Annotated in this window: 11 protein-coding genes; 4 read left to right on the top strand and 7 right to left on the bottom strand. The window is 40.2% G+C overall.

What is annotated here, in order from left to right:
- Positions 1-163: 163 nt before the first annotated feature.
- Positions 164-1,525, top strand: coding sequence for a hypothetical protein (locus HEQ36_RS18470; protein WP_325064581.1), 1,362 nt, complete (start codon positions 164-166; stop codon positions 1,523-1,525).
- 357 nt (positions 1,526-1,882) lie between these two features.
- Here the strand turns inward: HEQ36_RS18470 and HEQ36_RS18465 are convergent, their stop codons facing one another.
- The 3 genes from HEQ36_RS18465 to HEQ36_RS18455 form a co-directional block, all read right to left on the bottom strand.
- On the bottom strand, positions 1,883-2,185 hold the full coding sequence (locus HEQ36_RS18465; RefSeq protein ID WP_027401821.1) for an RNA-binding protein RbpA: 303 nt from the start codon (positions 2,183-2,185) through the stop codon (positions 1,883-1,885).
- Between the two features lie 140 nt (positions 2,186-2,325).
- The gene (locus tag HEQ36_RS18460) at positions 2,326-2,628 is read right to left on the bottom strand and encodes an RNA-binding protein (RefSeq protein WP_168635429.1); all 303 of its coding nucleotides are present in this window, start codon (positions 2,626-2,628) and stop codon (positions 2,326-2,328) included.
- 834 nt (positions 2,629-3,462) lie between these two features.
- Complete coding sequence (locus tag HEQ36_RS18455; RefSeq protein WP_168635428.1) at positions 3,463-4,338, bottom strand: PD-(D/E)XK nuclease family protein; 876 nt, start codon at positions 4,336-4,338, stop codon at positions 3,463-3,465.
- A gap of 122 nt (positions 4,339-4,460) precedes the next feature.
- Between HEQ36_RS18455 and HEQ36_RS18450 the strand changes: the two genes are divergently transcribed.
- Both HEQ36_RS18450 and HEQ36_RS18445 read left to right on the top strand, forming a co-directional pair.
- Entirely contained in the window at positions 4,461-5,888 is a 1,428-nt protein-coding gene (locus tag HEQ36_RS18450; protein WP_168635427.1) for a phosphoglucomutase/phosphomannomutase family protein, read from the top strand.
- Between the two features lie 287 nt (positions 5,889-6,175).
- On the top strand, positions 6,176-6,403 hold the full coding sequence (locus tag HEQ36_RS18445) for a hypothetical protein (RefSeq protein WP_053541320.1): 228 nt from the start codon (positions 6,176-6,178) through the stop codon (positions 6,401-6,403).
- A 109-nt stretch (positions 6,404-6,512) separates the two neighbouring features.
- Here HEQ36_RS18445 and HEQ36_RS18440 read toward each other — a convergent pair whose 3' ends face one another.
- Positions 6,513-8,105, bottom strand: coding sequence for a glycoside hydrolase family 57 protein (locus HEQ36_RS18440; RefSeq protein ID WP_168635426.1), 1,593 nt, complete (start codon positions 8,103-8,105; stop codon positions 6,513-6,515).
- A gap of 431 nt (positions 8,106-8,536) precedes the next feature.
- Between HEQ36_RS18440 and HEQ36_RS18435 the strand changes: the two genes are divergently transcribed.
- Positions 8,537-10,303 (top strand): bifunctional serine/threonine-protein kinase/formylglycine-generating enzyme family protein, encoded by a 1,767-nt coding sequence (locus tag HEQ36_RS18435; protein ID WP_168635425.1) that lies wholly within the window; start codon positions 8,537-8,539, stop codon positions 10,301-10,303.
- A 280-nt stretch (positions 10,304-10,583) separates the two neighbouring features.
- On the opposite strand, the gene rsgA is transcribed toward HEQ36_RS18435, so the two are convergent.
- The 3 genes from rsgA to dnaJ are packed head-to-tail and all read right to left on the bottom strand — an operon-like array spanning position 10,584 to position 13,149.
- The gene (gene rsgA / locus HEQ36_RS18430) at positions 10,584-11,765 is read right to left on the bottom strand and encodes a small ribosomal subunit biogenesis GTPase RsgA (RefSeq protein WP_168635424.1); all 1,182 of its coding nucleotides are present in this window, start codon (positions 11,763-11,765) and stop codon (positions 10,584-10,586) included.
- Positions 11,762-12,019, bottom strand: a complete 258-nt coding sequence (locus tag HEQ36_RS18425) for a sulfurtransferase TusA family protein (RefSeq protein ID WP_027401832.1) — start codon at positions 12,017-12,019, stop codon at positions 11,762-11,764. Before HEQ36_RS18425 ends, rsgA begins: the two co-directional genes overlap by 4 nt.
- Entirely contained in the window at positions 12,016-13,149 is a 1,134-nt protein-coding gene (gene dnaJ / locus HEQ36_RS18420) for a molecular chaperone DnaJ (RefSeq protein ID WP_168635423.1), read from the bottom strand. Before dnaJ ends, HEQ36_RS18425 begins: the two co-directional genes overlap by 4 nt.
- Positions 13,150-13,310: the final 161 nt, after the last annotated feature.

The following is a 13,310-nucleotide window of genomic DNA, read 5'->3' as shown; positions in this document are numbered from 1 at the left end:
TTTAGCTCTCAGTGAAGTCCTGTGTTATGTGGTAAAATGTTCTCAGCAGCATTAGACTAACCTGTACAAATTAAAAAATAATTCTAAAACCGTGTTTATACTGTTACCATTTATAATAAAACGTATAAAAAATATACTTATTCCAGGCTGTAGGTAATGAAAAGTGAGAAACAGAATTGATATTAACTCAGACAAAACAGTTCCCCAAGAACATTCGGCGAAACTAATTGACCGAAAATTAGACTATGCTCACCATTATCATGACTGTTACCATGAAGAACAGTTAATCTATCAACACTTAGTAAACTTAGTGCGAAAAGAATCTCCCAACCAAATATTGGACAGATTCCGGGCATTATTTATTGAAAGAGCGAATTATCCTGAACCAGAAATTATCTCAATTTTAGACAAAATTACCGCATCTAAGAACGCATCTGAAGAATTTCAGTTTTTCCTGAATCGGTGTTGCCATATTCTCATCAACTACTGGCACATGAACCCCCTGATACATAGTGCAATTGCCGATTTGATAAGTTTATTTAATGCTATACCTCCTACTTATAAAATTAGCAATTTACGTTGCCGCGAAATCACTCGTTTACGGGAATTAATCAAACAGTTTGTCAGCAGCGAACAGTATTTAATTTTACAGAGATTTACTCAAGTAGTAAATGAGACTCATCCTGTAACTAAGAGGCAAGATAATCAGCCACTGATGACCTTAATTCGTCGTTATCCTTATCTGTATGAACATTGTTTAATGAACGACAACTCTACTATTGAACAAAAAGAAACTGTTAGACATTTTCAATCACAGGTACAAAAAAAATTTGAAATTGATTTATCACAATATGTAACTTATAAAGTGCGGCGAATTCAGATGTTGAAAAACACCTCAACTGCCGAGGCCGATAGAATCTTACGCCCTATAGATAATCCTACATTGTTAACTGACAGTGAGTTATACACCACATTAAAACATTTTATTGGTAAAGTTGAACATGGGAATACATATCATGAATCTGCCCAACAGTTCATAAAATATGGCGGACAAGCGAAAAATTTTCGTAATTTTAAAGATGATTTATATGAATATTTGATATCTTCTGTGGACAAGCAATACGGAAAAAAACAATTCAACCAAAAACTATATAAATATTTACAAGATATTTTACCTCAAGCCAATGAGCAAAAAATTAATGATTTGTTATTGGTAAGAACTTGCAGTAATTTATTAAACTTTTTAGTTGTTAATAACCAATCATCACCACAGCACTTTGTTTTCTTAGATTTAATTAGTAATCAAGGAACAGTCCCGACAATGGGCTTATTATTAAAAATTGTCCTCATTTGTGGAAAAGTTAAACCATATTTAGAAAGGAAATTTGCAATTTTGTTTAATCACTATGAATCTTCCACCACTGATACTGTTGGCTGGTTAGTGGGAACTTTGGAACAATTGAATATTGCTTTTAGTATTAATTTTGGTGGGATTGACTTATCATTCTTTAAGAGATTTTGTTAAAAACAAATCTCTTGAAAAGTTGAGAGATAAGTAGGTTGGCGTTGAAAATTGTCGTTATGGCAAGGCAAAAGGCAAGAGGCAAGAGGCAAGAGTGAAGAGGGTTTAGGCGATTTTACATTTCTTTACACAGTTTGGTTTTATCGTGTTCACCTACTTAGTACAATATAGCGGTTCTCGGTTGAGTGAGATACAAGAACCCCACCCCCAACCCCCTCCCCGCAAGCGAGGAGGGGACTAGGATGTATCTGATTCAATTGCATACCGCTATAGCATGAATTTAAGCTTTTGTATACATTAAAAAAGACAGAGATTTTCTCTGTCCTCAAAATATGATGCTTAGAGTTCTAATGGCAAAATTTAGTAGCGATCGCGTCCACCACCACCATATCCACCACGTCCACCACCACCACCACGATCTTCCTTGGGTTTAGCTTTGTTAACTTTTAAGCCCCGTCCCATCCATTCAGCACCGTCAAGTGCTTCAATTGCGGCTGTTTCTTCTGCCTCTGTTCCCATTTCTACAAAGGCAAAACCTCTTTTCCGACCAGTCTCCCGATCAGTAGGTAGTTGGACTCTCTTAACAGTTCCATATTCTGCGAAAACCCCACTCAGGTCATTTTCTGTAACCTCATAGGATAAATTACCAACGTAAATTGACATTGAATGACTCCGAAAATTAAAAAGTTGACTTGTTCCTTAACTACAATATCAGCACTCAGATAAAATCCGCTATAGGACTTAAAAAAGACACAATATGTGTCTGTTTTGATAAAATTATGATTGATTGTGGATGTTAAAACTTAGTAACGGTTCCGTCCACCACCACCATATCCACCTCGTCCACCACCACCACCACGATCTTCTTTGGGTTTAGCTTTGTTAACCTTCAAGCTGCGTCCCATCCATTCAGAACCATCAAGTGCATTAATGGCTGCTTCTTCTTCTGCGTCTGAACTCATTTCTACAAAGCCGAAACCCCTGGCGCGTCCGGTTTCTCGGTCAGTAGGCAGTTGAGCTTTTTTCACAGTTCCATATTCTGAAAATGCCTGCTTGAGGTCTTCTTCTGAGACCTCATAGGACAAATTACCAACGTAAATTGACATTGAATAGCTCCGAAAATTAAAAAGTGGACTTTTAGACTATCAACATGAGGAATGCCTCAACCATATAATACCCGTAATTAAGGTTTATTTTCTAATTTGGCATGGAAATTTTTTCTCCAGTAGCATAACTCTCCAAATCACCGACAGCTAGATTGACAAAATCATCAATAATTGAGGCGGAGATTGATGATGCAGCAAGATTTGTACAGTTAATTATGGTTGTGAATTATTTTAGATATTTGTGGTGAGATATTTGTCGTCAATGTTGGGTTTTGTTGCTACAAGATCAGCCACTGATGATTTAGTTTAAACGGTAGAAGCCTCTCACCTACCCGATAGGGAGGTGATGAGATGAATACAATACGCGCGAGTGAGGAATTGCCCAACGAACAAAATTAAGATAACTTACTCAATCTCACTTTCTAAATCACCAAATACGACTCACGAAGATGTTGGAGAAGGGTGAGATTTTTTGACACTCTCAGGGCTAGAGCCACTGAGATTCTTGGTTCAACGAGTCCACTTAACTTAGACCCCTTGCGGTATTTAAGCCAGAGGTGGTTCTCTCCCCAAGCGTTAACTTCCCCTCAGCGGACAAGGTAGTTGCATTACTGCAAATTTTGATTGAGTTTAAATAAATTCTGTGTCGTCTAGCTCCCATGAAGATTTTACCTATTCCTGGGCAGGAACTAGAACTATGGAATAGAACCCATATTGCCGTTAGGCAGTTAGGTTTTTAGACAGGTTGATTACCGTTCCTGTTGTGAACAGTATAACACTAGAGAACGCAAAAGATAAATTCTCCGATCTTTTTAACTCGCTTATATCTCAGGGCTAAAGCCACTGAGCTTTACGCTTACCGCTAACTTTTGTAATTGGCATCACATAAGATTTTGGTAGTTTTAAATCAGCGAATTCACAGATAGAACTAAAGGCACAAAAACGGCAATGGTTTCCAGGATTTGGGGGAAATATTTGACTAAAGTTGCTATTTTTAGCTTCATATTGTTGTAAATCCTCTTGATGTTGATGGGCAATATTTGCTAACTCAGATTCTAAAGATTTAAACTCACTATTACTAATAGTAATTAATTCCGATTTTTTACAAACTTCCAAATTATAAAAAGATGCAACTGCGGGTTTACCAGGATAAAGATAACGGGCTGCAAGTAAATAAACTAATGCTTGTCTGTGGTCAAAAGCCGATCTACCTGTTTTAAAATCTAAAATATGTAAGGTGCTATCAGACTCAATAAATATACAATCCATAGCGGCATATAACCGAAAGCAGTAATCTTGTTTTTCAATCACAATCGGCTTGGGAAAACCTTCATCACCTGAAGTTAATTCTAGAATCCGCTTACCTAATAATAAAGGGGCATTTTGATATTTTCTTAAAATTTGTAATACCCGATATTTAACTGTTTCATGGGTTTGACTCAATCTCAATAACCTCGCCACTTTTTCCACACCATCAACCTGGGTTAACCAATGAAGATGACGATGAAACTCATACACACCTTTTTGGGCAAGAATGCCAATGCGCTGGGGTGGGGTAGCTGTTGCCAATAAGGCTTTGACTTGGGGTTCATGCTGTCGCGCTTTGATAAATCCTCTTCTCATTTGGCAATGCCAATGTTCCTGTCCCCGGCTGGGGGCAAATAAAGACCAAAGGTGGTAACTAACAAAGGGTCTATCGGGGGTTGACATTGCTCATGTAGAGTGAGAGAAATTACCTTGGGGATACTTGCGGCTTAGTGGCTGTTCCACAGCTTTGCTGGATGTTTCCTAATAGTAAATAGCAATAATAATGCACGGGAGAGAGTGGCAATATGAGTAACCCTAGCAATTCCGGTAAGATAAAGTTTGGTACTGATGGATGGCGCGGAATTATTGCCGATGATTTTACTTTTCCTAATGTACGGAAAGTAACGAGAGCGATCGCTAGTTATCTGGAAACTGCCTATAGTAAAGACAAACCGGTTTTAATTGCCTACGATACGCGGTTTTTAGCAGACGAGTTTGCCCGGACATCTGCCGCAGTTTTGGCGGATTTGGGCTGGAATGTGAAAATTACTGATCGGGATTGTCCCACGCCAGTAATTGCCTACAATGCGCGTCTTCTCAATTCCGCAGGGGCTTTGATGTTTACTGCTAGTCATAATCCTGCACCCTATTGTGGGATTAAATATATTCCCGATTATGCAGGTCCTGCAACTCCAGAAATTACTGATACTATTGTCGCCAATATAGAAACGGCATCGGACGAGTTACCCGGTAGTAACCCATCTGGTTCAATTTCTACTTTTGATCCGAAGCCCGATTATCTAAATTTTATCTACACCTTGTTAGATGTGGAAAAAATTAAAAGTGCGAATTTAAAGGTCAAATATGATGCCCTTTATTCTACCTCACGGGGATATTTAGATGAAGTCTTGCAACACTGTGGTTGTCAATTAGAAAGTTTCCACGATTGGCGGGATGTGCTGTTTGGCGGTGGTATGCCTGAACCCAAAGGGGAACAGTTAGTTGAGTTGGTGGCAGCCGTGAGGGCTGATCATGCGGATTTGGGTTTGGCTACCGATGGTGATAGCGATCGCTTTGGTATTGTTGATGAACAAGGTAATGTCCTCACTCCCAACACAGTGCTGTTAGTTCTAGCACGGCATTTGATTAAAAACAAGGGTAAGAGCGGTGCAATTGTTAGGACTGTGGCAACTACGCATTTATTAGATAATTTTGCTGCTAAGTATGGCTTGCAAATTTATGAAACTGCGGTAGGTTTTAAATACATTGGCGAGAAAATGCGGGAAACCGCCGTTTTGATCGGTGGAGAAGAATCCGGTGGTTTAAGTATCATTGGGCATATTCCCGAAAAAGATGGGGTTTTAGCAGATATGCTAGTAGCTGAGGCGATCGCTTATGAAGGTAAGCCTTTAAGTCAGTTGGTACAAGAAGCTATAGCCGAAGCTGATGGACCTTTGTATAACAATCGCTTGGATTTACACCTCACGGAAGATCACAAAGTCGCAGTCATTGATTCCTACACCCAAAATCCGCCCTCAGAAGTGGCAGGAATTGCGGTGAGAGAGGTGGGCAGGAAAGATGGTATTAAACTGTATTTAGAAGAGGGTAGCTGGGTGTTACTGCGTCCTTCTGGAACAGAACCTTTGGTGAGAGTGTACATGGAAACCAACTCACCGGAAAAACTTAGTCAGATTGCTAAATTCATGGAAGGTGAAATTGCTAAGTTAGGTTAGTTTATAGCAGGGAGCAGGATTCACCGAGTCACCGAGTCAGAAAGAAGAAAAAGTGGAAGTGGAAGTGGAAGTGGAAGTTGAGTAACTGTAATTTTTATTCCCCACTCCCCCACTCCCCCACTCCCCCACTCCCCCACTCCCCCTTGTTTTATTACAAAATAATTACAGTGAGGAATACCTCACCTATTTTAGGGGCATACACACCAGAAAATAATTTGCAACTTCTGTTAACAATCTGTTATATTTATTTACATAAGGTTACAAAAAGTAAAAAACGAGGTTCTCGAATGACTATTTTAATTTCTCTATTGGTTGTTGGTTGGGTAGCAGTTTCTGTTATCGGTTCTCTAGCCTACTTTATGGGTGAACAAAGCAAGCCCATTCACGAACGCAACTGGGCTTCTGATAAGTTTGCAGCTTTAGCTAAATCTATTACTGGTGTAGATATGGACTATGCCCAACGCGTACCTGTCTATGCTATTGATGCTTACCACAGCCGTAATTTACCCAGATAGTATTTAGTGGCAATTTGACAAGATGTATATAAAAATAACCCCCAGTCAGAATTCTGCGGGTTTAGATCCCCGACTTTTTCAAAAAGTCGGGGATATGGGAACTACTTAATTAAAATGCTGGACGGTAAACACGATAGTTAATATTGGGGAAAATATTATCCATTGATTCGACTTTTTCCAACCAACCACTATCAACCTTACCAACTTTCACATCTTCATACAGCTTATTAAAACGCATTAAATGCGATCGCGTTCTTCTGACTGCATAGGGAACCATTGTTCCTGTCCGCATAATAAACGCCCAGTCAGAAGATTGTGCTAATAACAACTCTCGCGCAGCTTGGTTAAGTGCTTTTTCCTGTAATTCATCTTCAGCTTCAATTTGGGAAATTTCAATCATCCGTTCCGCAGCTTTGTGCAAATGTGGATAAACCCAAGCATTAGTATCATTCAACCAATATTCATGGAAACCCTTAAAGCCCCAACTCGACTGAGCAGGACGACATACTTGTTGCTGAGGATTAGCCCGTAAATAATCGGCTAAATGGGTCATTTCATAGGTTTTCTGGTCATACCATGACTTCCGAAACAGATAATCAATAAACCAAGGACCCTCATACCACCAATGACCAAATAACTCCGCATCATAGGGAGATACAATAATTGGCGGCCGACCCATGATATTGTGTAAATGCCCAGCTTGCTGCTCACGATTATACATGAAGTTAGCAGCGTGTTCTGCCGCTTTTTCCTTTGCCCAATAAGGATCATATAGAGCTTTATCGGAAAGACCTAAGCCCCGTCCGGTAATTTTATGATACTTAATACCTGTATTTTTGCGCTGACCATTGGGCATAATATAGGGCTTAATATATTCATATTCCGCTTCCCAACCCAAATCTTTATAAAATTCCCGATATTCGGCTGCACCAGGATAACCCACCTCAGAAGACCATACTTGCTGGGAAGATTCATGATCTCGACCAAAAGCTGCTACACCGGGTTCAGTAAAAATCGGGGCATAACTACCGAAGCGAGGACGGGGACGGGCGTATAAAATGCCATGTCCATCAGTGAGGAAATAACGTAAACCAGCATCCGCCAGCATTCGCTCCACACCTTCATAATAGGCACATTCTGGCAACCAAATGCCTCTAGGGGCTTGGCCAAAAGTTTCTTCGTAATGTTCACAAGCTACCTGAATTTGCGCCCATACAGCTTGGGGATACATTTTCATTAATGGTAAGTAGCCGTGAGTCGCACCACAGGTAATAATTTCTAAGTTATTACTATCTTGGAACTGTTTAAATGCTGTAACTAAATCACCCTGATAACGTTCCCATAACTCCCGCGCTTGATTAAATTCAGTTGCATAATGTTCTGCTAAATACCGCAGATGACCATTATGAATATTGCGCTCAGATTCTAGTTCTATAAGCTCTTCTAGTTGTGATAAGTGAGCATCATAGCGTTCTTGCAATAAAGGATCACGAAGCATAGAAATCAAAGGCGGAGTCATACTCATGGTGAGTTTGAAATCAACGCCGTCTCGCTTTAAGCCTTCAAATACTTTTAATAAAGGAATGTAAGTTTCAGTAATCGCTTCATACAGCCATTCTTCTTCTAGCACATAATCACTTCCTGGGTGACGAACGAAGGGCAGATGTGCATGAAGTACAAGCGCGACGTAGCCTATAGCCATAATATTTTTTATGTGTGGTATTTGGAGGTTACAGACAAAAAAGTCTGTGTGGGGAAATTAAGAATATTTTAAGACGATATGGGTCATTGGTCATGAATCCTCGGCTAATACTTAATAGAAAAATATTTTGGTCTAGCGCCGCTTCGCGGAAGTTCAACGGGCGCTCATAAACCGCGTCTACACTTACTTGTGAAATTCCTTAGTCCGTTTTAACGGACTTGAGCTATGAGACAGGGAATTCATTCCCTGGCGTATTTGCAAGCTTCCCATATTTGTCTGTTCATGATCAATATAATCATCAATCAAATTCGGAAATAGCCTTTTTTCCTCAATACATAAAATGATTAATTTTTACAGTGCATAAATCCTAAATTACTGATTTTCAGTAAATCAAGGTAGAATGTCCTATAAACGTCCTAACTACCAAGATTATGAGCCTGTGCATCAATTCTAACTGCCCAAAGCCACAAAATCCCGATAATATCCTTTTTTGTCAAGCCTGTGGCTCGGAAGTCTTGCTACAACAACGTTATCGGGTACAATGTCAGTTAGGACGGGGTGGCTTTGGTGTGACTTATGAGATTAACGAAGTCAGAACCAATCAGGCTAAAGTTCTCAAAGTCTTGATTAATAACGACCCTAAAGCTGTAGAATTATTTAAACAAGAAGCTGATGTTTTAAGTCAACTCCATCATTCCGGTATTCCTAATGTAGAATTAGACGCTTATTTTGAATATTATCCCTACAATAGCCAAAATCCAATTCATTGTTTGGTAATGGAAAAAGTTGTGGGAGAAGATTTAGAAAAATATATGCGAAAACGTGGTTTGCGTCCTATTAACCAAACTACAGCTATAGAATGGCTAAAAGATTTAATTATTATTTTAGAACAAGTACATAATAAAAACTTTTTTCATCGAGATATTAAACCACCTAATATTATGTTGCGGTCTGAAAATGCCGAATTAGTATTAATTGATTTTGGTACTGTGAGGAAGGTAACATCTACAGTATTTAAACAACAAGGTGGTGTCACAGGAATAATTTCCGCAGGTTACACACCCTCGGAACAAATTAATAATAATGCTGTACCTCAATCTGATTTTTTTGCTTTAGGACGGACATTTGTTTATTTACTCACGGGTAAAGAACCACTTGACCCAATCATGTATGATTCCTATAATGAAACATTAAATTGGCGGAATCATGCACCACAAATATCATCTATGTTGGCAGATTTATTAGATGATATGATGCAGCGTTTATATAAAGATCGTCCTCAAAACTCCCATGAGATTTTGCAAAGAATAGCAGCAATAGAAAAAGCTTTACAACCACCAATACCTCAACCACCAATACCTTCCAATAACCTTAAAACCTTTAGTTTTGAAGTTGTCACCACAGACGCACGGGGAAATATCACCAACCAACGGAAGGAAAGCGCGAAATACTTTACAGAAGACTTAGGAAATGGTGTGACGTTGGAAATGGTGGAAATACCAGGGGGAACATTTATCATGGGTTCACCGACAAGCGAAGAAAATAGCTCCTCAAGTGAAAGTCCCCAACACCAAGTTACAGTTCCCAGTTTCTACATGGGAAAATATGAATTGACACAGGCACAGTATCAAGCTATCATAGGAACTAACCCTTCCCGATTTGGATTCAAAGGCAAAAACCGCCCTGTTGAAGGAGTTAGTTGGAATAATGCGGTTGAGTTCTGTAAAAAGTTAAGTCAAAAAACAGGCAAAAACTACAGATTACCCAGTGAAGCAGAATGGGAGTATGCTTGTCGTGCCGGAACTATCACACCATTTTATTTTGGTGAAAGTATTACTCCAGATTTGGTAAATTATAATGGTAATTATACCTATGCTTCTGCACCAAAAGGAAAAGATCGTCAGCAGACTACAGATGTAGGAACTTTTCCCCCTAACTCTTTTGGTTTGTACGATATGCACGGTAATGTCTGGGAATGGTGTCAAGATGACTATAAAAATAATTATATAAATGCGCCTACAGATGGCAGTGCTTTGACAAGTTCAAGCTGGAGCGGAAAGATGTTGCGCGGTGGTTCGTGGCTCAACCGTCTTGGGTATTGTCGTTCTGCTTATCGCTACAACCTCAACCCCTTCCTCGGCATCAACAACGGCGATATTGGTTTTCGGGTTGTATGTAGTGGTGCGGCGAGGAATTAGTAGCCCTTTACACTCTTGCTCTTTTGCCCTCTTCTCTTTTTTTCTTTTCCCTTCTTAACCCACCGCTGTTAGGGGGAAAATATTTTTCTACAAAAAGCTGGTTTTGATGTCTGGATTCAGTATAGCACAGATTTTTTTGTCTGAATCAGGATGTCCAGGATTTAAGGATTTACAGGATGGAATAAGGGGTGCGATTTTGAATGTTAGGAAATTCTGTTTATTCAAGATCCCAATATCCCCGACTTCTTCAAGAAGTCGGGGATATGAAATTTATCTAGAATCAATCTTCACTGTCTTGATATAAATTTTGTAAGTCTTGCAATTGAGTCTTTCGAGAAATTCGGCGATATTTTTTACTTTCCAGTTTTGGTTCGTACTGACTTTGACCTTTACCTTTAGATATTAATTTCAGACTTGATTCGGGGTCAGCTTGTTGGTTAATATGGCTTTGATGAGCGATCGCATCATCCAGAAATTCTAAATAATGCTGATATCGTTCCCAGTCACCACTAACAGCACAGTCTGGCTCATCTTTATGGATACAATCACTAAAGCGACAATGGGCAACAGCTAGGCGTTCTCTTGCTTCTGGGAAATAGTGAATTAATTCTTCAGGACTACAATCCAAATCAGGTTGATTAAAACCGGGAGTATCTGCTAATAACCCACCTGTAGGCATTTCAAATAATTCTACATGACGGGTGGTATGGCGACCACGGGCTAATTTGCCGGAAACTTCCCCCACTCGCAGGTTGATATCGGGAATCAAACTATTAATCAAGCTTGATTTCCCTACACCAGAAGGACCAGCAATCACCGTAATTTTATCCTGCAAATATGTGGCTATTTGGTCAATGTTAATGCTATTTTGAACGCTAATAAATAAAGGTTGATAACCCCAAGCCAGTAAGCGATCGCTAATTTGCTGTTTTTCTTCTAAAGAGACTAAATCACATTTATTCAAACATAACAGCACATCCACTCCTGTAGATTCAGCCTTAATTAAAAATCTACTCAATTGAATAGGTTCTAAAGGCGGGTCAGCCACCGCAAAAACCAGGAGAATTTGATTGACATTAGCGATCGCTGGGCGATTCAATAGACTATGACGCGGTAAAACCTCACCCACAGCCCCCCGTCCCCCTGCCCAATCTGGTTCTTCCACAATCACGCGATCGCCCACCATCACCTGTTGACCAATCTTTTTTAAGCGCGTTCTTCTTGTACAGAGGAGGATAGGGGAAGAAGGTGACAGGTGACAGGGAACAGGTGACAGCGAAGAAGGGGAGGAAGAACTTTCTATTATTTCTGAACTCCTGAACTCCTGAACTCCTGACTGTTCACTGAGCGAAGCCGAAGTGCTGACTCCTTCTACTTCATCCATCTGTACTCGATAAAAATTAGCCTGTACAGCTAACACCGTACCCAATAACTGTTTAGTAGAAATATTTTCCCCTGTCATGCCACAGTAACCGGACGACGGATAACCAGGGAAAAATAGCCAGTACAATCTGTAATTTGTTCCACTTGATAACCAGCCATTGTTAGACTATCAGGAACTTGTTCTATCGGTTCACCCGGATCTAACCAGACTTCCAACAAATCGCCAGGAGGCATCTTTTCCAGAAATAATTTTGTCCGCACAAAATTAATCGGGCAAGGAGTACCACGTAAATCGAGTTGAGCATCAGGGGTGAATACAGAAGACCCAATCATGACTTAAACAAGCCTCCTAAGAATCCTTCTAAACCACCCTTACCAGTTCTGTCTCCCTTAATTTTAGCCAACTTCTCCAGTAGTTCTCGTTCCTCTGGGATGATCTTTGTGGGAATATCAATTAACACCGTCAACAGATGATCACCACGACTCACAGGATTACCCAGACGGGGAACACCACGATTTTCTAATTTCATGATTGTATTCGGTTGAGTTCCAGAGGGAATAATTAACTCCACAGGTCCATCTACCGTATTTACCTCCAATCGGCAACCTAAAATGGCTTGTAAGTAGCTAATTTTAATTTCCGAGTTAATATTAATGCCTTCACGATGAAATTCTTCATCTTCATTGACAAACAAGTAAACGTATAAATCACCTGGAGGACCATTGCGTTGACCCGCATCTCCTTCTTGGGAAATCCGTAGTCTTGTGCCATTGTCTACACCAGCGGGAACATTGATTTTGAGTTTCTTTGTAACCTGATTTGCGCCCTTACCATCACAAGCATCACATTTATCTTCTACAACCGTTCCTGAGCCATCACAGGTGGGACAAGTTGATACTTGGGTAAAGCTACCAAAAGGAGTTCTTGTTACCCGTCTAACTTGACCTGAACCGCTACAGGTGCTACAAGTCCGGGGGCGAGTTCCTGATTTAGCACCAGAACCAGTACAAACTTCACAGGTTTCTAAATGGGAAATCCGAATTTCCTTTTCTCCACCAAATACCGCTTCCCGAAAATCTAATTTCAGGTCTAAGCGCAGATCATCGCCCCGTACTGGTCCGCTCCGCCGTCTTTGTTGGGGTTGTCCACCTGGAGCAAAGCCGCTGAAAATGCTCTCAAAGATATCGGCAAAACCACCCATGTCACCCATATCCTGGAAACCAGGACCAGCCGCAGCCGCGCCAGAAACACCTGCTTCACCAAAGCGGTCATAACGGGCGCGAACTTCTGGTTCAGATAGCACTTCGTAGGCGCGGTTAATTTCCTTAAATCGTTCCTCTGCCCCAGATTCTTTATTTACATCTGGGTGATACTTTCGGGCTAGGCGGCGATAAGCCTGTTTAATCTCTTCTTTCTCGGCGTCACGAGAGACACCCAGGGTTTCATAATAGTCTCGGGCCATATAGCAAGGTTAAAATTTAGAAGGAAGCAGAATTACAGAAAATACTAGCTAATAGGTTCAAGGTAACACTTTAACAAGAATACAGACTTTTAGGAGTGCAAATAGCGGGGATTAGCGTTAGTCATGCTCTTTTTTAATTTTTGTTAATAATTATTATTTTC

The organism is Anabaena sp. 54 (assembly GCF_017355725.1).
Taxonomy (GTDB): Bacteria; Cyanobacteriota; Cyanobacteriia; order Cyanobacteriales; family Nostocaceae; genus Dolichospermum; species Dolichospermum heterosporum.
The sequence above is the reverse complement of the archived record's forward strand: the minus strand, read 5'-3'. Positions and strand labels throughout refer to the sequence as shown.